Annotated in this window: 23 protein-coding genes, 7 pseudogenes and 1 other annotated feature; all 30 genes and pseudogenes read left to right on the forward strand. The window is 37.5% G+C overall.

Annotation, left to right across the window (positions count from 1 at the left end; translation table 11 throughout):
- On the forward strand, positions 1-5,507 hold a 5,507-nt coding region (locus PCY11_RS00005), incomplete at its 5' end, for an LPXTG cell wall anchor domain-containing protein (protein ID WP_301362284.1).
- A 146-nt stretch (positions 5,508-5,653) separates the two neighbouring features.
- The gene (locus PCY11_RS00010; RefSeq protein ID WP_070846456.1) at positions 5,654-6,163 is read left to right on the forward strand and encodes a dihydrofolate reductase; all 510 of its coding nucleotides are present in this window, start codon (positions 5,654-5,656) and stop codon (positions 6,161-6,163) included.
- A gap of 208 nt (positions 6,164-6,371) precedes the next feature.
- Positions 6,372-7,604: an ATP-dependent Clp protease ATP-binding subunit ClpX gene (gene clpX / locus PCY11_RS00015; protein ID WP_003001797.1), complete on the forward strand. Its 1,233-nt coding sequence runs from the start codon at positions 6,372-6,374 to the stop codon at positions 7,602-7,604.
- A gap of 11 nt (positions 7,605-7,615) precedes the next feature.
- Positions 7,616-8,218 carry a ribosome biogenesis GTP-binding protein YihA/YsxC gene (yihA, locus tag PCY11_RS00020; protein ID WP_070846454.1) on the forward strand — a complete coding sequence of 201 codons (603 nt, stop codon included), beginning with the start codon at positions 7,616-7,618 and terminating at the stop codon, positions 8,216-8,218.
- A gap of 149 nt (positions 8,219-8,367) precedes the next feature.
- The gene (locus PCY11_RS00025) at positions 8,368-9,072 is read left to right on the forward strand and encodes a glucosaminidase domain-containing protein (RefSeq protein ID WP_024055610.1); all 705 of its coding nucleotides are present in this window, start codon (positions 8,368-8,370) and stop codon (positions 9,070-9,072) included.
- 166 nt (positions 9,073-9,238) lie between these two features.
- Positions 9,239-10,036: a formate/nitrite transporter family protein gene (locus tag PCY11_RS00030; protein WP_070846452.1), complete on the forward strand. Its 798-nt coding sequence runs from the start codon at positions 9,239-9,241 to the stop codon at positions 10,034-10,036.
- A gap of 61 nt (positions 10,037-10,097) precedes the next feature.
- Positions 10,098-10,232 (forward strand) — a sequence feature (ribosomal protein L10 leader region).
- Between the two features lie 38 nt (positions 10,233-10,270).
- Positions 10,271-10,771, forward strand: a complete 501-nt coding sequence (gene rplJ, locus PCY11_RS00035) for a 50S ribosomal protein L10 (protein WP_003001722.1) — start codon at positions 10,271-10,273, stop codon at positions 10,769-10,771.
- Positions 10,772-10,846: 75 nt separating this feature from the next.
- Positions 10,847-11,215: a 50S ribosomal protein L7/L12 gene (gene rplL, locus PCY11_RS00040; protein WP_003016256.1), complete on the forward strand. Its 369-nt coding sequence runs from the start codon at positions 10,847-10,849 to the stop codon at positions 11,213-11,215.
- A 201-nt stretch (positions 11,216-11,416) separates the two neighbouring features.
- Entirely contained in the window at positions 11,417-11,590 is a 174-nt protein-coding gene (locus PCY11_RS00045; RefSeq protein ID WP_000159607.1) for a hypothetical protein, read from the forward strand.
- Positions 11,587-12,366: a replication initiator protein A gene (locus PCY11_RS00050; RefSeq protein WP_000822760.1), complete on the forward strand. Its 780-nt coding sequence runs from the start codon at positions 11,587-11,589 to the stop codon at positions 12,364-12,366. Before PCY11_RS00045 ends, PCY11_RS00050 begins: the two co-directional genes overlap by 4 nt.
- Positions 12,367-12,464: 98 nt before the next feature.
- Complete coding sequence (gene dcm / locus PCY11_RS00055) at positions 12,465-13,823, forward strand: DNA (cytosine-5-)-methyltransferase (protein WP_032908832.1); 1,359 nt, start codon at positions 12,465-12,467, stop codon at positions 13,821-13,823.
- Positions 13,807-14,256 carry a hypothetical protein gene (locus PCY11_RS00060; protein ID WP_002917298.1) on the forward strand — a complete coding sequence of 150 codons (450 nt, stop codon included), beginning with the start codon at positions 13,807-13,809 and terminating at the stop codon, positions 14,254-14,256. The genes dcm and PCY11_RS00060 overlap by 17 nt, the downstream gene beginning before the upstream one ends.
- Entirely contained in the window at positions 14,249-14,629 is a 381-nt protein-coding gene (locus tag PCY11_RS00065) for an arsenate reductase family protein (protein ID WP_001845485.1), read from the forward strand. The genes PCY11_RS00060 and PCY11_RS00065 overlap by 8 nt, the downstream gene beginning before the upstream one ends.
- Before the next feature lie 12 nt (positions 14,630-14,641).
- On the forward strand, positions 14,642-14,875 hold the full coding sequence (locus tag PCY11_RS00070; protein WP_000840776.1) for a hypothetical protein: 234 nt from the start codon (positions 14,642-14,644) through the stop codon (positions 14,873-14,875).
- Between the two features lie 2 nt (positions 14,876-14,877).
- Positions 14,878-15,465, forward strand: a complete 588-nt coding sequence (locus PCY11_RS00075; RefSeq protein ID WP_000821296.1) for a CPBP family intramembrane glutamic endopeptidase — start codon at positions 14,878-14,880, stop codon at positions 15,463-15,465.
- Positions 15,466-15,754: 289 nt separating this feature from the next.
- A complete protein-coding gene (locus PCY11_RS00080; RefSeq protein WP_000222719.1) occupies positions 15,755-16,390 on the forward strand; it encodes a hypothetical protein in 636 nt (211 codons plus the stop codon).
- 30 nt (positions 16,391-16,420) lie between these two features.
- Positions 16,421-16,652, forward strand: a pseudogene (locus PCY11_RS00085) (CPBP family intramembrane glutamate endopeptidase); the annotation flags it as partial.
- A gap of 137 nt (positions 16,653-16,789) precedes the next feature.
- Positions 16,790-17,031: pseudogene (locus PCY11_RS00090) on the forward strand (peptide-binding protein).
- A 48-nt stretch (positions 17,032-17,079) separates the two neighbouring features.
- Positions 17,080-17,163: a 23S rRNA methyltransferase attenuation leader peptide gene (locus tag PCY11_RS00095; protein ID WP_001814874.1), complete on the forward strand. Its 84-nt coding sequence runs from the start codon at positions 17,080-17,082 to the stop codon at positions 17,161-17,163.
- Positions 17,164-17,287: 124 nt separating this feature from the next.
- Positions 17,288-18,025 carry a 23S rRNA (adenine(2058)-N(6))-methyltransferase Erm(B) gene (gene erm(B) / locus PCY11_RS00100; protein ID WP_001038792.1) on the forward strand — a complete coding sequence of 246 codons (738 nt, stop codon included), beginning with the start codon at positions 17,288-17,290 and terminating at the stop codon, positions 18,023-18,025.
- Between the two features lie 4 nt (positions 18,026-18,029).
- Complete coding sequence (locus PCY11_RS00105; RefSeq protein ID WP_012775604.1) at positions 18,030-18,713, forward strand: bifunctional 2-polyprenyl-6-hydroxyphenol methylase/3-demethylubiquinol 3-O-methyltransferase UbiG; 684 nt, start codon at positions 18,030-18,032, stop codon at positions 18,711-18,713.
- A 32-nt stretch (positions 18,714-18,745) separates the two neighbouring features.
- On the forward strand, positions 18,746-19,654 hold the full coding sequence (locus PCY11_RS00110; RefSeq protein WP_001255866.1) for an aminoglycoside nucleotidyltransferase ANT(6)-Ia: 909 nt from the start codon (positions 18,746-18,748) through the stop codon (positions 19,652-19,654).
- A complete protein-coding gene (gene sat4 / locus PCY11_RS00115) occupies positions 19,651-20,193 on the forward strand; it encodes a streptothricin N-acetyltransferase Sat4 (RefSeq protein ID WP_000627290.1) in 543 nt (180 codons plus the stop codon). Before PCY11_RS00110 ends, sat4 begins: the two co-directional genes overlap by 4 nt.
- 92 nt (positions 20,194-20,285) lie before the next feature.
- Positions 20,286-21,080, forward strand: a complete 795-nt coding sequence (gene aph(3')-IIIa / locus PCY11_RS00120; protein ID WP_001096887.1) for an aminoglycoside O-phosphotransferase APH(3')-IIIa — start codon at positions 20,286-20,288, stop codon at positions 21,078-21,080.
- Between the two features lie 275 nt (positions 21,081-21,355).
- A pseudogene (locus tag PCY11_RS00125) lies at positions 21,356-21,487 on the forward strand (HTH domain-containing protein); the annotation flags it as partial.
- Between the two features lie 75 nt (positions 21,488-21,562).
- Positions 21,563-22,308 (forward strand): annotated as a pseudogene (locus tag PCY11_RS00130) (helix-turn-helix transcriptional regulator).
- A 110-nt stretch (positions 22,309-22,418) separates the two neighbouring features.
- Positions 22,419-22,598: pseudogene (locus PCY11_RS00135) on the forward strand (riboflavin biosynthesis protein RibD); the annotation flags it as partial.
- Positions 22,599-22,700: 102 nt separating this feature from the next.
- Positions 22,701-22,823: pseudogene (locus PCY11_RS00140) on the forward strand (transposase); the annotation flags it as partial.
- Positions 22,814-23,056, forward strand: a pseudogene (locus PCY11_RS00145) (GNAT family N-acetyltransferase); the annotation flags it as partial. The pseudogenes PCY11_RS00140 and PCY11_RS00145, both read left to right, overlap by 10 nt.
- Positions 23,057-24,496, forward strand: a complete 1,440-nt coding sequence (gene aph(2'')-Ia / locus PCY11_RS00150) for an aminoglycoside O-phosphotransferase APH(2'')-Ia (protein WP_001028144.1) — start codon at positions 23,057-23,059, stop codon at positions 24,494-24,496.
- The last annotated feature ends 110 nt before the right edge of the window (positions 24,497-24,606 follow it).

The raw sequence follows: 24,606 nt of genomic DNA on the forward strand, positions 1-24,606 counted from the left end.
ATGGTTCAACAACCAAGACTGTAGACGGTGTAGGTACTTTCACAGTAGCTGCAGATGGAACCGTAACCTTCGTTCCTGAGAAATCATTTGTCGGAACTGCGCCAGCTGTAACGGTTGTTCGTGAAGACATGAATGGATCTAAGGCTTCAGCGACTTACACACCAACCGTAACACCAGTAACCCCAACAGCAACACCAGCTGAAACAACAGGTGTTCAAGGTGCTACACAAACTGGTAAACCTGAATTTACTGCAGGTAACAGTCGTGTTCCAATGAACGATGATGTTGCTGCAACATTTGACGATGGCTCAACTACTAAGACAGTAGATGGCGTTGGTACTTATACAGTAGCAGCAGACGGTACTGTTACATTTGTTCCAGACCCAAGCTTTACTGGTACTGCACCAGCCGTAACCGTTGTTCGTGAAGACATGAACGGAAGCAAAGCTTCTGCAACTTACACACCAACTGTAAATCCAGTCACCCTTACTCCAACAAATAAAGTTTCTGAAGACATTCAAAATGTTCCTCAAACAGAAACTCCTACATTTGCATTGAGTGATGATGAAACTGCTCAAATTACAAGTAAGAAATTGATTGACCCTGCAACAGGTCAACCGACTGATGAAACAACTGTAACAGTAGCAGGTGAAGGAACTTACACAATCGATCCTACTACAGGAGCAGTAACCTTCACACCTGAAAAAGACTTTGTCGGAACTGCAACTGGTGTGAAAGTCCAAGCGACTGCAACAATTACCAATGCAGACGGTAAGACTGCAACAATCACTTCAGATGCAAGTTACACACCAACAGTTGTAGCAGCTGTTCCAACAGCTAATCCAGCTACATCTAAAGATATCCAAGGTGCGACACAAACTGGAACACCAACCTTTGCAGGAACAACTGTTCAAGTAAATGGTCAAGATAAAGCGATCACGATTAAAGATAATAGCTACACACTTTTGGATAAAGATGGAAATGAAGTTTCAAGTACAACAGCTTATGCTGAAGATGGTACAACTGAAATCGGTACTTACTCAATTGATTCAGCAACTGGACAAGTAACCTTCACACCAACTGACAAATCTTATACTGGTAAAGTAACGCCTGTTAAGGTTCAAGCTGAAAGTTCAAACGGCATCAAGGTAGATACAACCTACACTCCTGAAATTGTTCCAGTAACTCCAACAGCAACACCAGCTGAAACAACTGATATTCAAGGGGCTACTCAAACAGGTAAACCTGAATTCAAGGGTGGAACTGTAACGGTTGATGGCGTTGAGAAAACTGTTGAAATCAACGAAGATGTTCCAGCGACATTTGACGATGGTTCAACTACCAAGACAGTAGATGGCGTTGGTACTTACACAGTAGCAACTGACGGAACTGTAACCTTTGTTCCTGAGAAATCATTTACTGGAACTGCTCCAGCAGTGACGGTTGTGCGTGAAGACATGAACGGAACCAAAGCTTCTGCGACTTACACACCAACTGTAACGCCTGTAACACCAACAGCTGAAGATGCTACTTCAACTGGTAAACAAGGTCAAACTCAAACAGGTAAGCCTGAATTTACTGAAGGCAACAGCCGTGTGCCAATGAACGATGATGTTCCAGCAACCTTCGATGATGGATCAACTACTAAGACAGTTGATGGCGTTGGTACTTACACAGTAGCAGCAGACGGAACTGTAACCTTTGTCCCTGAAAAATCATTCACAGGTAAAGCACCAGCCGTAACCGTTGTTCGTGAAGATAAGAACGGAACCAAAGCTTCTGCGACTTACACACCAACTGTAACTCCAGTAACTCCAACAGCAACACCAGCTGAATCTACTGGACCTCAAGGTCTTGTTCAAACTGGAACTGTAACCTTTACAGAAGGTGATGAAGTAGCTCCAATTAACAAGGATTCGATTACTCTTCTTGATGAAAATGGTCAACCAGCAGCATCAGTAGAAGCGAAATCACCAGCAGGTGATGTAATCGGTACATACACAGTTGATAAAGATACAGGTGTAGTTACTTTCACACCGACAGATAAATCTTATTCAGGTGATGTTGTCCCAGTTAAGGTTCAAGCAGCTGATACAAATGGAACTACAGTTGAAACAACATATACACCGAAGATTACTCCAGTTGTTCCAACTTCTGAAGATGCTACATCGACAGATATTCAAGGTCAAACACAATCTGGTAAACCAACCTTCACCGAAGGAAATCCAAATGTTCCAATCGATGAAGATACACCAGCGACCTTCGAAGATGGTTCAACCACTAAGACAGTAGATGGCGAAGGAACTTACACTGTTTCTCCAGATGGAACCGTAACCTTCGTACCAGAAAAATCATTCACTGGAACTGCTACAGGCGTAACAGTGAAACACGTGGATAAGAACGGTACTGAGATCACAGCGAAGTACACACCAACTGTGACACCAGTAACTCCAACAGCTGAGCCAGCAACATCTACAGATATCCAAGGTGCTACACAAACTGGTAAACCTGAATTCACTGAAGGCGATAGCCGTGTACCAATGAACGATGATGTTCCAGCAACCTTCGAAGATGGTTCAACTACGAAGACTGTAAACGGTGTTGGTACTTACACAGTAGCAGCAAATGGAACAGTGACATTCGTACCAGAGAAATCATTTGTCGGAACTGCACCAGCGGTAACTGTTGTTCGTGAAGATATGAACGGAACTAAAGCTTCTGCGACATATACACCAACCGTAACCCCAGTTACACCAACTGCAGAAGATACAACATCTACTGACAAACAAGGTCAAACGCAAACAGGTACACCAACCTTCACACCAGGTAATCCAAATGTTCCAATGGATGATGATACACCTGCAACATTTGAAGATGGATCAACAACCAAGACGATTCCAGGTGAAGGAACTTACACTGTTGCTCCAGACGGAACCGTAACATTTGTTCCAGAAAAATCATTCACAGGAGAAGGTACAGGCGTAACGGTGAAACGTGTCGATAAGAACGGTACTCCAGTTACTGCTAAGTACACACCAACTGTGACACCAGTAACTCCAACAGCGACTCCAGCTGAATCAGAAGCCCCTCAAGGTGTGGTTCAAACTGGAACTGTGACCTTCACTGAAGGTGACCCAGTTGCACCAATCGACAAGGATACCATTACTCTTCTTGACGAAAATGGTCAGCCAGCAGAATCTGTAGTTGCTAAATCACCAGAAGGTAAAGAAATTGGTACCTTCACCGTTGATAAAGAAACAGGTGTTGTGACCTTCACACCAACGGATAAATCATACTCAGGTGATGTGGTTCCAGTTAAGGTTCAAGGTAAAGATACAAACGGAACTGTTGCTGAGACAACTTACACACCTAAGATCACTCCAGTTGTACCAACTGCTGAACCTGCAACATCTACAGACATCCAAGGTCAAACTCAAACAGGTACACCAAGCTTCACACCTGGTAACCCTGCTATCCCAATGGATGATGATGTACCAGCTACCTTTGAAGATGGTTCAACAACAAAAGTTATTCCAGGTGAAGGAACTTACACCGTTGCTCCAGACGGAACCGTAACCTTTGTACCAGAAAAATCATTCACAGGAACAGGTACAGGCGTAACAGTGAAACGTGTTGATAAGAACGGTACTCCAGTTACTGCAACCTACACACCAACCGTTACACCTGTAACTCCAACAGCTAAGCCAGCAACATCTACAGACATTCAAGGTGCAACTCAAACAGGTAAGCCTGAATTTACTGAAGGTGATAGCCGTGTACCAATGAACGATGATGTTCCAGCAACATTTGACGATGGTTCAACTACGAAGACAGTTGAAGGTGTTGGTACTTACACAGTAGCCCCAGACGGAACAGTGACATTCGTACCTGAGAAATCATTTGTCGGAACTGCACCAGCAGTGACAGTGGTTCGTGAAGATAAGAATGGAAGCAAAGCTTCTGCAACTTACACACCAACTGTAACACCAGTTACACCAACTGCAAGCCCAGCAGTATCTACTGATGTGCAAGGTGCAACTCAAACAGGTAAACCTGTATTTACTGAAGGTGACAGCCGTGTTCCAATGAACGACGATGTTCCAGCAACATTTGACGATGGTTCAACAACTAAGGTAATTCCAGGCGAAGGAACATACACAGTAGCTCCAGATGGAACAGTTACATTTGTACCAGAAAAATCATTCACAGGAACAGGAACAGGCGTGACTGTTAAACGTGTTGACAAGAACGGTACACCAGTTACAGCTAAGTACACACCAACTGTTACACCTGTGACACCAACAGCTGATCCTGCTACATCAACAGATATTCAAGGGCAAACACAAACAGGCAAACCAACATTCACACCGGGTAACCCAGATGTACCAATGGATGATGATACACCTGCAACCTTTGAAGATGGTTCAACAAATAAGGTAATTCCAGGCGAAGGAACCTACACAGTAGCTCCAGATGGAACAGTTACCTTCGTACCAGAAAAATCATTCACAGGAACAGGAACAGGCGTGACTGTTAAACGTGTTGATAAGAATGGTACACCAGTTACAGCTAAGTACACACCAACTGTAACTCCAGTAACACCAACAGCAGAACCAGCTACAACTATTGGACCAAAAGGTAAAGAACAATCTGGTAAACCAACATTCAAGGAAGGCGATAGCCGTGTTCCAATGAATGATGATGTTCCAGCTACATTTGACGATGGTTCAACTACGAAGACAATTCCAGGTGTTGGTACTTACACAGTAGCACCAGACGGAACAGTAACCTTCAAACCAGAACCTGAATTTACAGGAACTGCACCAGCAGTGACAGTGGTTCGTGAAGATGTGAATGGAACAAAAGCTTCTGCAACTTACACACCAACTGTTCTTCCAATCACTAAATTTGTTGATAAAGAAGGTAAGGAAATCCCAGGATATCCTACAGTTGATGGAGAAGAACCAAAAGCTGAAATTCCAGGTTACCGCTTTGTGGAGACCAAGAAATTGCCTAATGGTGATACTGAACACGTCTATGAAAAAGTTACAACTTCATACGTAGACGAAAATGGGGATCCAATCCCAGGTAACCCTACAGAAGATGGGGAACAACCGAAGAAAGAAATCCCAGGTTATGACTTCGTGAAGACTGTTGTAGATAAAGATGGAAACACTCAACATATCTACAAGAAGACTGTGACACCAACTCCAATGCCGGATCCAACTCCGACACCAGAGCCACAGCCACAGCCACAGCCTACTCCACAACCGCAACCAACACCAGAACCACAACCACAACCTACTCCACAACCAAAACCAGAAGAACCAACGATTCCTGTCGTTCCAGAAACGAAAGAAGAAGTGAAGTATATCGATCCACAAAATCCAACTGCACAACTTCCAAACACGGGAACAAAAGAATCTTCTACTGCTGGTCTTGCAATCTTTAGTGCTTTAGCAGGTCTCTCATTATTCGGATTTGCAAAACGCAAAAAAGAAGACTAAGCTAACTTGTGGCTAAGAAAAACCGCGAAAATCTCGCGGTTTTTTCTGTTTGTATTTAAAAAAATATCCTCCAAACTAGATAGTTGAAATCAGTCTTTTATAAGAAAATTTGATAAAATAGAAGTATCAGTGTAAAGGATGAGAGAATGAAAAAGATAATTGGTATCTGGGCTCAAACTGAAAATGGCATTATTGGAAAGGACCAAGTCATGCCTTGGCACCTGCCAGCTGAGCTTCAGCATTTCAAAGAAACGACCATGGGGCAAGCCATTCTCATGGGAAGAGTGACCTTTGATGGTATGAAAAAACGGGTTCTACCAGGTCGGACTAGCATTATCTTAACGCAAGATCAAGCCTACGATTCTGAAAATGACGCTGTACTTGTCATGCACAGCAAAGATGAAGTCTTGGAGTGGTATCAGAACCAAGAGAAGAATCTTTATATTATCGGTGGCAGTCAGATTTTAAAGCTCTTTTCTGACCAGTTAGAAGAGTTGATCCAGACCATGATTCATGCAACGATTGATGGAGATACATTGGCACCAAAATTTGAAGAGAACCGCTATGAAAGAGTCCGTCAAGTCCATCATCCGAAAGATGAAAAGAACCAATATGATTTTACGGTCAACTATTATAAGAGAAAGGATTTAGACTAATGGAGCGAAGTGTCTTTGGTTTTTTTACAGCTGTCTTATGCGTCATCTGTTTGATTTGCGCCTTACAAACCTTTCGTAAAAAACGGTTTGGCCTCGCTATTTTATTCTTACTAAATGCTTTTACCAATCTTGTGAATTCCATTCACGCCTTTTACATGACCTTATTTTAAACTAAATAGAAACAGAAAATGACAGAAAGAGGAAATACATGCCAACGAATCAAAATAATGATATGATGGTTTATTGTTCATTTTGCGGAAAGAGTCAAGATGAAGTCCAAAAAATCATTGCAGGAAACAACGCGTTTATCTGTAATGAATGTGTAGAGTTAGCACAAGAAATTATCCGTGAGGAGCTAGCAGAAGAAGTTCTTGCAGACCTTAGCGAAGTTCCAAAACCAATCGAATTGCTCAATATATTGAACCACTATGTGATCGGTCAAGATCGTGCCAAACGTGCCCTTGCTGTAGCGGTATATAACCACTACAAACGCATCAACTTCCACGATACGCGTGAAGATGAGACAGATGTTGAATTGCAAAAATCAAATATCCTCATGATTGGCCCTACTGGTTCAGGTAAGACTTTCTTAGCCCAAACCTTAGCACGTAGCTTGAATGTCCCATTTGCCATTGCAGATGCAACAGCCTTGACTGAAGCTGGTTATGTAGGAGAAGACGTTGAAAACATTCTCTTGAAACTTCTTCAGGCGGCTGATTTTAACATCGAGCGCGCTGAACGAGGCATTATCTATGTCGATGAAATCGATAAGATCGCTAAGAAAAGTGAAAATGTCTCTATCACACGTGACGTTTCTGGTGAAGGGGTACAACAAGCCCTCTTAAAGATCATCGAAGGAACCGTCGCTAGTGTCCCACCTCAAGGGGGACGTAAACACCCACAACAAGAGATGATCCAAGTGGATACCAAGAATATTCTCTTCATCGTAGGTGGGGCTTTTGACGGGATCGAAGAAATTGTCAAGCAACGTCTCGGTGAAAAAGTCATCGGTTTCGGTAAAAACAATAAAGCTATTGATGAATCAAGCTCTTACATGCAAGAAATCGTGGCAGAAGATATTCAAAAATTCGGGATTATCCCAGAATTGATCGGACGTCTTCCAGTCTTTGCTGCTCTTGAGCAATTGACAGTTGACGACCTTGTCCGTATCTTGAAAGAGCCACGCAATGCCTTGGTAAAACAATACCAAACCTTGCTCTCTTATGATAACGTTGAATTGGAATTCGATGATGAAGCTCTTCAAGAGATTGCTAATAAAGCCATCGAAAGAAAAACAGGAGCTCGTGGACTTCGTTCGATTATCGAAGAAACCATGATGGATGTCATGTTTGAAATTCCAAGTCAAGAAGATGTCAAACTTGTTCGAATTACAAAAGAAGCTGTAGATGGAACTGAAAAACCCATTCTCGAAACAGCCTAGAAAGATAAAATATGGAAATTAACACACATAATGCGGATATCCTCTTAAGCGCTGCAAATAAGAGTCATTATCCTCAAGATGAGATTCCAGAAGTTGCACTTGCCGGTCGATCCAATGTCGGCAAGTCTTCTTTTATTAATACTCTCTTAAATCGAAAAAACCTGGCCAGAACATCTGGGAAACCAGGTAAAACCCAATTGCTCAATTTCTTCAATATCGATGATAAACTCCGTTTGGTAGACGTACCTGGTTATGGCTATGCACGTGTCTCTAAAAAAGAGCGCGAGAAGTGGGGGCGGATGATCGAAGAATATCTCACCAGCCGGGAGAATTTAAAAGCAGTCGTTAGCCTAGTCGATTTTCGCCACGAACCTTCAGCAGATGATGTTCAGATGTATGAATTCTTAAAATATTATGAGATTCCTGTGATCTTAGTTGCTACCAAGGCAGATAAGATTCCACGTGGAAAATGGAACAAACACGAATCGATCATCAAGAAAAAACTAGATTTTGATCCAGCTGACACCTTTATCGTCTTTTCTTCTGTAACCCGGGAAGGATTAGAGAAGTCATGGGTTGCTATTTTAGAAAATGCGTTTTACGAAATAAATTGAAATGACATGAAAATGTCATTTTTGTTTTGGATTTATCTCGCAATTGTAATACAAGTGTAATATAAGTGCCTTTGTTTTCTTCTATTTATATGGTATAATCTCTATAAAGATAAAAGATGATAAAAAATTAATTGGAGATAAATTGTATTATGAAAAAGAAAATACGGAATAAAACGAAATTATTTGGTTTGTTCGTTTCTGTATTAGCAGTGGGGACATTTGCTGCTGCTATGAGCGAGCACGTCACATCAGTTGGTGCTAATGATGGAACTTACCAAGCTTATTCAGACCCTACTGAAGCTTTCATCTCACAAATTGGTGAGTCAGCTCGTCAGCTCGGTCAAGAGAATGACCTTTATGCTTCCGTTATGATTGCACAAGCGATCTTGGAAAGTGGATCAGGACAGTCTGGTTTGGCTTCTTATCCACATTACAACCTTTTTGGAATTAAAGGAAGTTATGCTGGGCAATCTGCAGTGATGCAAACTTGGGAAGATGATGGTGCTGGAAACGCGTATACGATTAATGATGCTTTCCGTTCATACCCATCTTACTATGAATCATTGCAAGACTATGTAGCAGTTTTGAAACAAGGACATTTTGCAGGTGCTTGGAAGAGTAACACATCAAGTTATCAAGACGCAACAGCTGCTTTGACAGGTGTTTATGCGACAGATACTAGCTACTACGCAAAGCTCAATAATATCATTGAAACCTATAATTTGACTCAATATGATTCACCAAATGTTCAAGGTGGTATTACAGGTTCGGTATACAATCCATATCGTCAACAGTTCACTTCACAAGAAATCTTGAATTTGGATATCGCTTGGGCGAACCGTTTGAATTATTAAAACTAAAACAGGCATCTGCCTGTTTTTTTGTTGTTTTTAGCAAACACTGATATTCGATATAAAACGTATATGATGAAAAGTTAAGAATTCTTCCTGAAAACCTTTTCAAACTTTTCTCTCTATGATATAATGATTTTATTCACAAACATTATATAAGGAGAATATTATGTCTGAATCTAATTTCATTCAAAAAGTAGGAGCGGCGTGTAATAAGAAAGAGGATCTCTATCAGAAATCTAAAACGCGCTATGCAGTCCGTTCTATTTTTGCTGGAGGATTTCTTACTTTAAGTACGGCGGTCGGAGCAGTTGCAGCTGACTTATTAAATACCTTTGTACCTGGATTGGGTCGTTTTCTATTTCCATTCATCTTTGCCTGGGGCTTGGTTTACCTCTTATTTTTAAATGCGGAATTAACCACCTCAAATATGATGTATTTGACGGCGGGTACCTATCTAAAGAAGATTCATTGGAAGAAAGCTCTGGAAATTCTTCTTTATTGTACCTTCTTTAATTTAATTGGTGCTTTAATCGTCGCTTTTCTTTTCAATCAAACAACTGCCTTCGCACATATCGATCCAAAAGGTTTCCTAGCCACGGTAGCAGAAAATAAACTACAACGTAGCAATCAAGTAGTTTTCTTTGAAGGCGTTATTGCCAATATCTTTGTAAATATTGCTATTCTTTCTTATCTATATTTCAAAGATGAAACAGCCAAGGTGCTCTTAGCACTCTCAGCTATCTATATGTTTGTCTTTATGACCAACGAACACTTGGCTGCAAACTTTGCTTCTTTCTCATTATTGAGCTTTAATTCAGTTTCTAGCCAATTGCCACATTTTGAGTTTTTAAATATTTTACGTCATTATAGCGTCACCTTTTTTGCCAACTGGGTAGGAGGAGGAGTCTTAATGGGACTAGCCTATGCTTGGTTGAATAATATCAAGAGCCTCTACAACGATTAAAAAATATAAAAAAAGTTTGCAAAAGTACTTGCATTCTTTTTTTATATATGATAAACTAATCTACGGTTTGAAAAAACTGCCTAAGACAGTAGGGGAGCTCGACTCATAAAGATCCTACCGAGGACAAAACGTATCAATTAAAAGAAGCGTATTGTACTTTCGTGTCTAGGTTTGGGCGCGTTTTTCTTTTGGAAAAATTCCCCAAGCAAAATAATTACGGAGGTGAACACACTAATGAGTGAAGCAATTATTGCTAAAAAAGCGGAACTTGTTGACGTAGTAGCTGAAAAAATGAAAGCTGCTGCATCAATCGTCGTTGTAGATTCTCGCGGTTTGACAGTTGAGCAAGATACAGTTCTCCGTCGCAACCTTCGCGGAAGCGAAGTTGAGTTTAAAGTTATCAAAAACTCAATCTTGCGTCGTGCAGCTGAAAAAGCTGGTCTTGAAGATCTTGCATCTGTATTCGTTGGACCTTCTGCAGTAGCATTTTCTAACGAAGATGTTATCGCACCTGCGAAAATCTTAAACGATTTTGCAAAAGACGCTGAAGCACTTGAAATCAAAGGTGGTGCAATCGAAGGCGCTGTCGCATCTAAAGAAGAGATTCTTGCACTTGCAACTCTTCCAAACCGCGAAGGACTTCTTTCTATGCTCCTTTCTGTACTTCAAGCGCCAGTGCGCAACGTTGCTCTTGCAGTCAAAGCGGTTGCAGACAACAAAGAAGACGCAGCTTAATCTTAAGCTACGCAGCGTAGCCTAGCTACAAAAAAATAAAAATATAAAATTAAAACTTATTTGGAGGAAATAACAATGGCATTGAACATTGAAAACATTATTGCTGAAATTAAAGAAGCTTCAATCCTTGAATTGAACGACCTTGTAAAAGCTATCGAAGAAGAATTTGGTGTAACTGCAGCTGCTCCTGTAGCTGTTGCTGCAGCTGGTGCTGCTGACGCAGGTGCTGCTAAAGATTCATTCGATATCGAATTGACATCTGCAGGCGACAAGAAAGTCGGCGTTATCAAAGTTGTACGTGAAATCACTGGTCTTGGTCTTAAAGAAGCTAAAGAACTTGTTGATGGTGCACCTGGTGTTATCAAAGAAGGTGTTGCTACAGCTGAAGCTGAAGAAATCAAAGCTAAATTGGAAGAAGCTGGAGCTTCAGTTACTCTTAAATAAGAGGCATATACCAATTAGAATTCGGAATACTATAGTATCAGCCTTTTAGAATCGTGAACACATTTTAGAAACTGATAAATTAATTTAGTTTCCTACCAAAAACCCTACCAAAAATTAATTTGGCAGGGTTTTTCTTTTTAACAAATTTATCGTGGAGAACAATTGAATATTGTTCTCCTTTTTTTATTTTCAGGAGGGAAAATGACAAAAGAATTACAATCATCACGCTATATTGTCATTTCATTTTTAGTACGTGAAATGGGAATTGATATTGTTGAAGCCATCTCTCTTATGGCAGAATTAGAAAAAAGTGGCTTGGTTCGATTGGAATCAAGTGGAGATTTAATACTCAAAGAACTAGGAGGAGCTCTATGAAACGAATTACCGCAAATCAATACCATACTTCAGAACGGTATTATAAATTACCTAAAATTCTTTTTGAGGATGAAAAATATATGGATATGAAACTAGAAGTAAAGGTGGCTTATTCTATTTTAAAAGATCGTTTAGAATTATCTCTCAGTCGTGGTTGGATAGATGAAGAAGGGGCGGTTTATTTAGTATTTTCTAATTCTAAACTGATGAAGTTGTTAGGTTGTTCTAAGTCAAAATTACTGTCTATCAAAAAAATTCTTAAAGAATATGACTTAATTGATGAAGTTCAACAGTCTTCAAGTGAGAAAGGGAGACTTGCTAATAAGATTTATTTAGGGGAATTGTCTTCTACCCCAGTAGCTAATTCAAACAGGCCTAGTGTTAAAAAAAGACTAGGGCAGGATGAAAATGAAACGGCCCCCGTCTCACATTCAGCCCCTAGTGAGACTGAAGTTAGTGAGACTAAATATAGTGAGACTGATTCTTTATTTATTGAGGATGAGGAGGAGAGGTATACTCAACCTATCTTGAAAAGAAAAGTAGAAAAGGTCACAAAATATGATCAAGATTATATTTGGGGATTGGTACAAGATCAATTTAGACGAGAAGGTTTTTCTGAAACAGCCAGTGAAATTGCTATGACTGATTTTGAGAGAATCTATCAGTATGCTCTAGATAATGTCCGCTTTGTTAGACGTGCGGAAGTGCTTGCTGAATTTGTGTTTAACGGCCTATATTCCGTTTGGAATAACCGTGTTAGAAAAGGAGGTGGTTAAATGTCGCCAATCGAGTGGGTATTAGCCATTCTTATTTTAATTTCAAGTGGTGTGACACTTTGTACATTGATAGTCGATCAGGAGGAGGTGATAAAGAATTGAGATTTATTGATTTATTTTCAGGTATCGGTGGCTTTCGACTTGGAATGGAAAGTGTCGGACACGAGTGTATTGGGTTTTGTGAGATTGATAAATTTGCTAGAGAATCTTATAAGTCCATTTTTCAAACGGAAGGAGAAATTGAATTTCATGACATACGAGATGTTTCAGATGACGAATTTAAAAAACTTAGAGGGAAAGTCGATATCATCTGTGGGGGATTCCCTTGTCAAGCATTTTCAATCGCAGGAAGACGATTGGGATTTGAAGATATTAGAGGAACTTTGTTCTTTGAAATTGCTCGGGCGGCCAAACAAATCCAACCACGTTTTCTTTTTCTTGAAAATGTTAAAGGCCTACTCAATCACGATAAGGGACGGACGTTCACCACAATCCTTACCACACTTGATGAGTTGGGGTTTGATGTTGAGTGGCAGGTGCTTAACAGTAAGGATTTCGGCGTTCCCCAAAACAGAGAGAGGGTGTTTATTATCGGACATTCTAGAAAGAAAAGTACCAGACTCTTATTTCCTTTCAGACGAGAAGGTCAAGCAACTAACTCTGAGATTTTAAAAACATTAGGGAATTTGAATCCATCAAAAAGTGGAATGAGCGGTAAAGTCTATTATTCAGAAGGTCTTGCGCCAACCTTAGTTCGTGGAAAAGGAGAAGGATTTAAGATTGCGATTCCTTGCATTACACCAGATAGATTAGACAAGAGACAAAATGGTAGACGCTTTAAGGAAAACCAAGAGGCGATGTTTACTTTAAATACTCAAGATCGCCATGGTATTGTCGTTGTTGGAGATTTACCAACTAGCTTTAAGGAAACTGGTCGAGTTTATGGAAGTGAGGGGTTATCTCCAACACTGACTACAATGCAAGGTGGAGATAAAATTCCCAAAATACTAATTCCAGAACCAATCAAATTTCTAAAAGTACGGGAAGCAACGAAAAAAGGATACGCTCAAGCAGAAATAGGAGATTCAATCAATTTGGAAAGACCAAGTTCTCAGTATCGTCGTGGTAGAGTTGGAAAGGGTATAGCTAATACGTTAACAACTAGTGGACAAATGGGAGTAGTAGTTGCTAGTTATGAAGGAGAAGATAAACAAGTTTATCATGTAGCAGGTGTATTAATAGATGGACAATTTTACCGTCTGAGGATACGACGAATCACTCCTAAAGAGTGTTTTCGCTTGCAGGGCTTTCCTGATTGGGCTTTTGAAGCTGCTAGAAAAGTCTCTAGTAATAGTCAGCTCTATAAACAAGCTGGTAATAGTGTAACCGTTCCTGTGATTGCCGCAATCGCAAAGAAATTAAAAGAAGTAGAGGAAAAAGATGAAAGCATTAAATAAAGAATCAATACTAGATTGTGATGAATTAGAAACAGAATTACATGATGCAGAAATCAAACAGCTGGATGAACAAATATTTTTGATGCCCAATTATCCATGTGAGTTTGAGGTGACATTTTTAGATGATTACCATAAAAAACACAACTACCCCCTATTTTACGAATCCTATCTTCAAAACATTATGGAATTCCTTGAAAGTCAGGATATAAAGAACGGAGCTGATGCCTTTGTAGATGATAATCAGAATCTTGTTTTTGTTTTATATGGACAAGGCTATCGAGCCGAGGGAAAAGAGGGAATACTTACAACCCAAGTAACTGTAAAAGCTTATGATGAAGACAAGAAACCGATTAACTTCGCAAATTTATTAGATTCCTTAATAGTCTCAGAATATCAAATGGAACCGAATCTTTGGGAGGTCTCCCATGATTGATCTCTATCTAAGTAAAAATAGCCAAAGAAATCAACTTCTTTTAGACTTCTTCCAAAACTATGGCATAGAGGTATCTTGTCATTCAGTTTCTGAAATGACAAAGGATAAATTAATTGAGATGATGAGCTATTCTTCTGATTGTTTTGAATTTTTATCTCCCAATTTATTACGATTTAAGAACCGTGATAATCTAAGATTAACGGATTTCGTTGAGATGATTTTAAAAAATCCTGAACTAACCATCAGACTTCCTCTTGCGGTTTCAAATAAGCGGGTTTATCCAAATCTGAATTTGGAAGAGGCTAGAGCTTTATTGCCAAGAGATACGAAACAATTGATTTACATGGCACAAACACATTATTTATCTAACTAAAGGAGAAGTAATATGGCTGAACGATTTTGGGAGAACTTGTCCATTATTTTAGCTGAAAGAAATATTAGCTGGATTGAGTTAACCAGAAAAATGTTTGCGGGAGAGTTTCACTATCCAAGTGAATTGAATCGTTTGTATCAAAAGATTCGTCACTACAAGATGGAACAACGAATGCCTCAAAGTCCATGGGTAGAAAGGATTGTGCAGGTATTAGATTTAGATTATGAAGATTTATTTCGGAGGTAACTATGAAAAGAATAATTCCAGTTTATATATTCCAACAAGTAAATGTCCTATTGGTATCTCTATACTTATTGAAATTTCTTTGTATCGGTGAGTTAACTATACTACAGATTCTCTATAGTTCGTCACTCATTTCTTTTTTATGGATGTATGGTCAACGCAAACAAGCTCATAAGGTCAATATGAAATCTAGGATGAAATGGCTTGGTATTGGATTCGTTAGCCTACTGATTATAAGTCTATGTTTTAGCCTAATCCATGCTCAAGGAACTACGAATCAAGCAAACTTAATTGGCCTTCAACATCAAGTCCCTTGGTTTTCATTTTTATTGTTCTTAATCAATGCGAGTATGGTTGAAGAATTTCTGTATCGAGAAATTTTATGGAACTTGGTTAGAAAATTAGATATTCGAGTTGCTTTGACAAGTGTTTTATTTGCCTTAGCACATCATCCAGGAACCATTCTAGCTTGGTGTTTATATGTTTCACTTGGGATGTTTTTAGGGCTTGTACGCTACAAATCGGACTTATGGGGCAGTATGGGGCTACATTTGGTGTGGAACCTACTAGTTTATAGTTTGCTGCTTTTTTAAAATAGGTGACCTGATTTTTAGATATTCATAATGAATGTAATTGTTGACAAATATGGACTAATTGCGTATAATGAAGATAATTAAATGATATAATTACTTGTGGGCTAGTGGATATGGTCTGCACCCGCCTGTGGGCTCCGCTCTCAGTTCAGACTGTTTGTTGAGAAAAAGAATAGCAGGACTGCCTACCCTTGAGGAATAGATAGGGCATATCTAGCGTGAGGTGAAACTCAATACGTGGGAGAGAAGGAAGCAGGAGCTTCCTTCTCTTTTTTAGGAGAAAATTCAAATGACTTATACTTTGGAATGGCTAAAGACTTTTGATGGAGAGATTGATATTCTCAATATTAAGATGAATTGCTTGGCCAATACTATTGAGAAAAATGTTTCTCAGTACAAATATATTTATCAGACAAATATGGAGAACTGTCCTGAAATTATTCTATCAGTCCCGAACTCCTCCATTCCTCATCTATTAGGATTATCTAGAGAACATCATGTTAATTTACCAACTAATAATGCAGGGAGTATTTTTGAAGGATTAAAAGATGATTGGACATTGGAAAGCCTGAATAAAGCTGATAATGGTTGGTTCAACGAAAATAAATTCAAAATAGTTGGAACCTTGTTGCTTTATCAAATGTTACATGTAATGGAGTGTAAATTCTATACAACTGATGGCATTTTGAATAGAAGAGTTGGTAGCCGATTTAGAAGAGATAATATTTATTTTGTAGTCTTTAAATTAAGTAATGGTATTAGTTATACAGTAGAACTATCACGTGAACAAGGTAATCAATACTTTCCAAGAAGCCTTAAAATCAATGATACCTCCGTTACAGATTGTAGAGAAATAGATCTTAGACTCATTAATAAGATTAGATTCAAGCCAGTTAAGGCAAGAAAGGTGAAATGGCCATCATGATTTAAAAATTGAAATCATGATTACATCACTATTCTTTTCTTAATAAATGTGAGTATTGTCGAAGAATTTCTGTATCGAGAAATTTTATGAAAGTTAATCAGAAAATTAGATATCAGAGTTTCTTTGACAAGCATTTTATCTTGCTGTTTGTATGTTTTTACTAGAAATGTTTCTAGGGCTTCATTTGGAGTGGAAACTATTAGTCCATGGCTTACTTCTTCTTTATAATAGGTGGTCTAGCTTACTTATAGATTCAGTTTGAAATAAAAAACTAAATGAATTGATTTTAAAGAAATATATTAATCACAAATCACTTATCACAAATCACTTATCACAAATCACAAGTGATTTGTGATTGTTGATGATAAAATAAGAATAAGAAGAAATAGAAAGAAGTGAGTGATTGTGGGAAATTTAGGCGCACAAAAAGAAAAACGAAATGATACACCAATCAGTGCAAAAAAAGATATAATGGGAGATAAGACGGTTCGTGTTCGTGCTGACTTGCACCATATCATAAAAATCGAAACAGCAAAGAATGGCGGAAACGTAAAAGAAGTTATGGAAATAAGACTTAGAAGCAAACTTAAGAGTGTGTTGATAGTGCAGTATCTTAAAATTTTGTGTATAATAGGAATTGAAGTTAAATTAGATGCTAAAAATTTGTAATTAAGAAGGAGGGATTCGTCATGTTGGTATTCCAAATGCGTAATGTAGATAAAACATCTACTGTTTTGAAACAGACTAAAAACAGTGATTACGCAGATAAATAAATACGTTAGATTAATTCCTACCAGTGACTAATCTTATGACTTTTTAAACAGATAACTAAAATTACAAACAAATCGTTTAACTTCTGTATTTATTTACAGATGTAATCACTTCAGGAGTGATTACATGAACAAAAATATAAAATATTCTCAAAACTTTTTAACGAGTGAAAAAGTACTCAACCAAATAATAAAACAATTGAATTTAAAAGAAACCGATACCGTTTACGAAATTGGAACAGGTAAAGGGCATTTAACGACGAAACTGGCTAAAATAAGTAAACAGGTAACGTCTATTGAATTAGACAGTCATCTATTCAACTTATCGTCAGAAAAATTAAAACTGAACATTCGTGTCACTTTAATTCACCAAGATATTCTACAGTTTCAATTCCCTAACAAACAGAGGTATAAAATTGTTGGGAGTATTCCTTACCATTTAAGCACACAAATTATTAAAAAAGTGGTTTTTGAAAGCCATGCGTCTGACATCTATCTGATTGTTGAAGAAGGATTCTACAAGCGTACCTTGGATATTCACCGAACACTAGGGTTGCTCTTGCACACTCAAGTCTCGATTCAGCAATTGCTTAAGCTGCCAGCGGAATGCTTTCATCCTAAACCAAAAGTAAACAGTGTCTTAATAAAACTTACCCGCCATACCACAGATGTTCCAGATAAATATTGGAAGCTATATACGTACTTTGTTTCAAAATGGGTCAATCGAGAATATCGTCAACTGTTTACTAAAAATCAGTTTCATCAAGCAATGAAACACGCCAAAGTAAACAATTTAAGTACCGTTACTTATGAGCAAGTATTGTCTATTTTTAATAGTTATCTATTATTTAACGGGAGGAAATAATTCTATGAGTCGCTCGCAGAAAGGACTGGCTGGTGCGGGAGAATGGGAGACTTTGAAAAAGATGCTACCTGATTTTAAGGGTAAGCGTGTGCTTGATTTAGGATGCGGCTATGGATGGCACTGTATATATGCGATGGAAAACGGTGCTTCCTCTGTAGTAGGTGTTGATATTTCTCATAAAATGCTCGAAGTAGCAAAAGGAAAAACCCATTTTCCACAGATTGAATATGAATGCTGTGCCATAGAAGATGTGGATTTCCCAGAGGAGAGCTTTGATGTAATACTAAGTTCGCTTGCGTTTCATTATGTAGCAGACTATGAGAATTTAATAAAAAAGATATATAGGATGCTGAAGGCTGGTGGCAATTTAGTTTTTACAGTTGAACATCCTGTTTTTACTGCTCATGGAACACAAGACTGGTATTATAACGAAAAAGGAGAAATACTGCATTTCCCGGTGGACAATTATTATTATGAGGGCAAACGGACAGCTATGTTTTTGGAAGAAAAGGTTACAAAATATCATAGAACACTGACCACATATCTAAATACACTGCTTTCAAATAGTTTTATAATAAATCAGATTGTGGAGCCACAGCCGCCAGAGAACATGATGGATATTCCGGGGATGGCGGATGAAATGCGACGCCCAATGATGCTGATTGTATCGGCAAAAAAGAAGATGTAATAATATAGAAAAAATAAACGAGGAGTATGTAAATGAGATCAGAAAAAGAAATGATGGATTTAGTACTTTCTTTAGCAGAACAGGATGAACGTATTCGAATTGTGACCCTTGAGGGGTCACGCGCAAATATTAATATACCTAAAGATGAATTTCAGGATTATGATATTACATATTTTGTAAGTGATATAGAACCGTTTATATCTAATGATGACTGGCTTAATCAATTTGGGAATATAATAATGATGCAAAAGCCGGAGGATATGGAATTATTCCCACCTGAAGAAAAGGGATTTTCCTATCTTATGCTATTTGATGATTACAATAAAATTGATCTTACCTTATTGCCCTTGGAAGAGTTAGATAATTACCTAAAGGGCGATAAATTAATAAAGGTTCTAATTGATAAAGATTGTAGAATTAAAAGGGACATAGTTCCGACTGATATAGATTATCATGTAAGAAAGCCAAGCGCAAGGGAGTATGATGATTGCTGCAATGAATTTTGGAATGTAACACCTTATGTTATTAAAGGATTGTGCCGTAAGGAAATTTTATTTGCTATTGATCATTTTAATCAGATTGTTCGCCATGAGCTGCTGAGAATGATATCATGGAAGGTCGGCATCGAAACAGGCTTTAAATTAAGTGTAGGCAAGAACTATAAGTTTATTGAAAGGTATATATCCGAGGATTTGTGGGAGAAACTTTTGTCCACCTACCGGATGGATTCCTATGAAAACATATGGGAAGCATTATTTCTATGCCATCAATTGTTCAGGGCGGTATCCGGTGAGGTGGCGGAAAGGCTTCATTATGCCTATCCGGAGTATGATAGGAATATAACAAAATATACCAGGGACATGTATAAAAAATACACTGGTAAAACCGGCTGCCTGGATAGCACATATGCCGCTGATATAGAAGAGAGGCGGGAACAGTGATTACAGAAATGAAAGCAGGGCACCTGAAAGATATCGATAAACCCAGCGAACCATTTGAGGTGATAGGTAAGATTATACCGAGGTATGAAAACGAGAATTGGACCTTTACAGAATTACTCTATGAAGCGCCATATTTAAAAAGCTATCAAGACGAAGAGGATGAAGAGGATGAGGAGGCAGATTGCCTTGAATATATTGACAATACTGATAAGATAATATATCTTTACTACCAAGACGATAAATGCGTCGGAAAAGTTAAACTGCGAAAAAATTGGAACCGGTACGCTTATATAGAAGATATCGCCGTATGTAAGGATTTCAGGGGGCAAGGCATAGGCAGCGCGCTTATCAATATATCTATAGAATGGGCAAAGCATAAAAACTTGCATGGACTAATGCTTGAAACCCAGGACAATAACCTTATAGCTTGTAAATTCTATCATAATTGTGGTTTCAAAATCGGCTCCGTCGATACTATGTTATACGCCAACTTTGAAAACAACTTTGAAAAAGCTGTTTTCTGGTATTTAAGGTTTTAGAATGCAAGGAACAGTGAATTGGAGTTCGTCTTGTTATAATTAGCTTCTTGGGGTATCTTTAAATACTGTAGAAAAGAGGAAGGAAATAATAAATGGCTAAAATGAGAATATCACCGGAATTGAAAAAACTGATCGAAAAATACCGCTGCGTAAAAGATACGGAAGGAATGTCTCCTGCTAAGGTATATAAGCTGGTGGGAGAAAATGAAAACCTATATTTAAAAATGACGGACAGCCGGTATAAAGGGACCACCTATGATGTGGAACGGGAAAAGGACATGATGCTATGGCTGGAAGGAAAGCTGCCTGTTCCAAAGGTCCTGCACTTTGAACGGCATGATGGCTGGAGCAATCTGCTCATGAGTGAGGCCGATGGCGTCCTTTGCTCGGAAGAGTATGAAGATGAACAAAGCCCTGAAAAGATTATCGAGCTGTATGCGGAGTGCATCAGGCTCTTTCACTCCATCGACATATCGGATTGTCCCTATACGAATAGCTTAGACAGCCGCTTAGCCGAATTGGATTACTTACTGAATAACGATCTGGCCGATGTGGATTGCGAAAACTGGGAAGAAGACACTCCATTTAAAGATCCGCGCGAGCTGTATGATTTTTTAAAGACGGAAAAGCCCGAAGAGGAACTTGTCTTTTCCCACGGCGACCTGGGAGACAGCAACATCTTTGTGAAAGATGGCAAAGTAAGTGGCTTTATTGATCTTGGGAGAAGCGGCAGGGCGGACAAGTGGTATGACATTGCCTTCTGCGTCCGGTCGATCAGGGAGGATATCGGGGAAGAACAGTATGTCGAGCTATTTTTTGACTTACTGGGGATCAAGCCTGATTGGGAGAAAATAAAATATTATATTTTACTGGATGAATTGTTTTAGTACCTAGATTTAGATGTCTAAAAAGCTTTAACTACAAGCTTTTTAGACATCTAATCTTTTCTGAAGTACATCCGCAACTGTCCATACTCTGATGTTTTATATCTTTTCTAAAAGTTCGCTAGATAGAGTTCTATATTAGAGATGTAAAGAGTTTTGGTGAAGAGGTTTGTGAGTATGGCTTTTATAACCAGGGTGCAATGAGAAGCACTAACAGCAGCTAGCTTAAGAACGCATAGGATATACTTTTTATGGAAGTCACAGAGGAGGAATAAAATTTGAACAGGATTAACAGAGTAACCTCTATTCTTATTCAGCTGCAATCAAAAAAAATAATTCCTGCCAAAGAAATTGCACAGCGATTTAATATAAGCTTAAGGACAGTTTACAGAGATATCCGGACACTTGAAGAAGCCGGAATACCAATTGGATCTGAGGCCGGAAAAGGATATTTTCTTGTAGAGGGCTTCCTACTTCCGCCGGTAATGTTTACAGCGGCGGAAGTGGGTGCATTGATTACAGCAGGGAAATTTTTAAATTGCCATGGAGATGAATCATTTATAAAGGATTTTGATTCAGCTATGTATAAAATCAAATCTATTTTGAAGCATGGTGAAAAAAACTATGCACAGGAGTTGGAGAACAGTATTAACGTGTACAGCACATCTGGACAGAAAAATACATTGGCGGATAACGTTATTGCAGCAATTCAGACTGCAATCTGCAATAAAAGGGTAATATCAATTCAATATCCTGCATCAGGAGGGCAAGAACCGGAAAGCAGAATGATAGAGCCTATATCACTGGGGTTTTATGAACAGAACTGGTACTTAATCGGTTTTGCAGGCTAAGAAATGAATATAGGAATTTTCGTGTGGATCGGATTAAAAGCATTTGCATAGAAGAAGAGCTCTGTCAAAGCCATGATGGCTCTTTGGAACAAATATTAAAACAAATGCTTTCATATAAAAAACTATATAATGTAATTCTTAGAGCTGAAAAAGGGGAGACATACAATTCTATCAAGAACAGGTATTCTCTCGGCTTCCTTGAAGAAACCGATTTGGGAAGTAAAATGGAAATCGAATTCCAGACAGATTCCTTTGAGATATTGAGCAAGCAGCTGATTGAATATGGATCAGGCATTGAAATAGTCCAACCTGATGAATTAAAATGCATAACCCGTAAACACCTGGCACAAATTACGAATCACTGCCTAAACTTGATTTAGAGAAAGCGATTGGTCTGTTATGTATTTTTTGTAAGGTTTCATATCCCCTGCTGACATACAGCTGTCAGTGTATTATGATATTCTACTATCAAAAAGGAGGATTGAAAAATATGAAACCAAAGATAATTATGCACACACAAATTAGCCTTGATGGCCGCATTAAAGGCTTTGATAATCCGGAAGTTTACTACCAGGTTGCCGGGGGAATTCATTCGGATGCGGTGCTGTTTGGGTCCAATACTGTTTTTACTGCATTTGAAAAATATCCTGCTGAAACAGAGGCTGATTTTGGATAAAGTCCGTATAATTGTGTAAAAGTAAAAAGGCCATATAACAGTCCTTTTACGGTACAATGTTTTTAACGACAAAAACATACCCAGGAGGACTTTTACATGACCCAAGTACATTTTACACTGAAAAGCGAAGAGATTCAAAGCATTATTGAATATTCTGTAAAGGATGACGTTTCTAAAAATATTTTAACAACGGTATTTAATCAACTAATGGAAAAACAATGTTTTATTTACACTCAATAGGAATGTTACCTAACTATCAAGACAAAGGTTATGGTTCAAAATTATTATCTTTTATTAAGGAATATTCTAAAGAGATTGGTTGTTCTGAAATGTTTTTAATAACTGATAAAGGTAATCCTAGAGCTTGCCATGTATATGAAAAATTAGGTGGTAAAAATGATTATAAAGATGAAATAGTATATGTATATGATTATGAAAAAGGTGATAAATAAATGAATATAGTTGAAAATGAAATATGTATAAGAACTTTAATAGATGATGATTTTCCTTTGATGTTAAAATGGTTAACTGATGAAAGAGTATTAGAATTTTATGGTGGTAGAGATAAAAAATATACATTAGAATCATTAAAAAAACATTATACAGAGCCTTGGGAAGATGAAGTTTTTAGAGTAATTATTGAATATAACAATGTTCCTATTGGATATGGACAAATATATAAAATGTATGATGAGTTATATACTGATTATCATTATCCAAAAACTGATGAGATAGTCTATGGTATGGATCAATTTATAGGAGAGCCAAATTATTGGAGTAAAGGAATTGGTACAAGATATATTAAATTGATTTTTGAATTTTTGAAAAAAGAAAGAAATGCTAATGCAGTTATTTTAGACCCTCATAAAAATAATCCAAGAGCAATAAGGGCATACCAAAAATCTGGTTTTAGAATTATTGAAGATTTGCCAGAACATGAATTACACGAGGGCAAAAAAGAAGATTGTTATTTAATGGAATATAGATATGATGATAATGCCACAAATGTTAAGGCAATGAAATATTTAATTGAGCATTACTTTGATAATTTCAAAGTAGATAGTATTGAAATAATCGGTAGTGGTTATGATAGTGTGGCATATTTAGTTAATAATGAATACATTTTTAAAACAAAATTTAGTACTAATAAGAAAAAAGGTTATGCAAAAGAAAAAGCAATATATAATTTTTTAAATACAAATTTAGAAACTAATGTAAAAATTCCTAATATTGAATATTCGTATATTAGTGATGAATTATCTATACTAGGTTATAAAGAAATTAAAGGAACTTTTTTAACACCAGAAATTTATTCTACTATGTCAGAAGAAGAACAAAATTTGTTAAAACGAGATATTGCCAGTTTTTTAAGACAAATGCACGGTTTAGATTATACAGATATTAGTGAATGTACTATTGATAATAAACAAAATGTATTAGAAGAGTATATATTGTTGCGTGAAACTATTTATAATGATTTAACTGATATAGAAAAAGATTATATAGAAAGTTTTATGGAAAGACTAAATGCAACAACAGTTTTTGAGGGTAAAAAGTGTTTATGCCATAATGATTTTAGTTGTAATCATCTATTGTTAGATGGCAATAATAGATTAACTGGAATAATTGATTTTGGAGATTCTGGAATTATAGATGAATATTGTGATTTTATATACTTACTTGAAGATAGTGAAGAAGAAATAGGAACAAATTTTGGAGAAGATATATTAAGAATGTATGGAAATATAGATATTGAGAAAGCAAAAGAATATCAAGATATAGTTGAAGAATATTATCCTATTGAAACTATTGTTTATGGAATTAAAAATATTAAACAGGAATTTATCGAAAATGGTAGAAAAGAAATTTATAAAAGGACTTATAAAGATTGATTATATAATATATGAAAAGCTATTATAAAAGACATTAGTATTAAATAGTTTAAAAAAATGAAAAATAATAAAGGAAGTGAGTCAAGTCCAGACTCCTGTGTAAAATGCTA

It is taken from the genome of Streptococcus sp. SP8, from assembly GCF_030440045.1.
Classification (GTDB): Bacteria; Bacillota; Bacilli; order Lactobacillales; family Streptococcaceae; genus Streptococcus; species Streptococcus parasanguinis_I.

Bases quoted from the DNA above. Each gene is read 5' to 3' on its own strand.
- PCY11_RS00010 (WP_070846456.1), top strand. From the start codon at position 5,654: ATGAAAAAGATAATTGGTATCTGGGCTCAAACTGAAAATGGCATTATT.
- clpX (WP_003001797.1), top strand. From the start codon at position 6,372: ATGCCAACGAATCAAAATAATGATATGATGGTTTATTGTTCATTTTGC.
- yihA (WP_070846454.1), top strand. From the start codon at position 7,616: ATGGAAATTAACACACATAATGCGGATATCCTCTTAAGCGCTGCAAAT.
- PCY11_RS00025 (WP_024055610.1), top strand. From the start codon at position 8,368: ATGAAAAAGAAAATACGGAATAAAACGAAATTATTTGGTTTGTTCGTT.
- PCY11_RS00030 (WP_070846452.1), top strand. From the start codon at position 9,239: ATGTCTGAATCTAATTTCATTCAAAAAGTAGGAGCGGCGTGTAATAAG.
- rplJ (WP_003001722.1), top strand. From the start codon at position 10,271: ATGAGTGAAGCAATTATTGCTAAAAAAGCGGAACTTGTTGACGTAGTA.
- rplL (WP_003016256.1), top strand. From the start codon at position 10,847: ATGGCATTGAACATTGAAAACATTATTGCTGAAATTAAAGAAGCTTCA.
- PCY11_RS00045 (WP_000159607.1), top strand. From the start codon at position 11,417: ATGACAAAAGAATTACAATCATCACGCTATATTGTCATTTCATTTTTA.
- PCY11_RS00050 (WP_000822760.1), top strand. From the start codon at position 11,587: ATGAAACGAATTACCGCAAATCAATACCATACTTCAGAACGGTATTAT.
- PCY11_RS00060 (WP_002917298.1), top strand. From the start codon at position 13,807: ATGAAAGCATTAAATAAAGAATCAATACTAGATTGTGATGAATTAGAA.
- PCY11_RS00065 (WP_001845485.1), top strand. From the start codon at position 14,249: ATGATTGATCTCTATCTAAGTAAAAATAGCCAAAGAAATCAACTTCTT.
- PCY11_RS00070 (WP_000840776.1), top strand. From the start codon at position 14,642: ATGGCTGAACGATTTTGGGAGAACTTGTCCATTATTTTAGCTGAAAGA.
- PCY11_RS00075 (WP_000821296.1), top strand. From the start codon at position 14,878: ATGAAAAGAATAATTCCAGTTTATATATTCCAACAAGTAAATGTCCTA.
- PCY11_RS00080 (WP_000222719.1), top strand. From the start codon at position 15,755: ATGACTTATACTTTGGAATGGCTAAAGACTTTTGATGGAGAGATTGAT.
- PCY11_RS00095 (WP_001814874.1), top strand. From the start codon at position 17,080: ATGTTGGTATTCCAAATGCGTAATGTAGATAAAACATCTACTGTTTTG.
- PCY11_RS00105 (WP_012775604.1), top strand. From the start codon at position 18,030: ATGAGTCGCTCGCAGAAAGGACTGGCTGGTGCGGGAGAATGGGAGACT.
- PCY11_RS00110 (WP_001255866.1), top strand. From the start codon at position 18,746: ATGAGATCAGAAAAAGAAATGATGGATTTAGTACTTTCTTTAGCAGAA.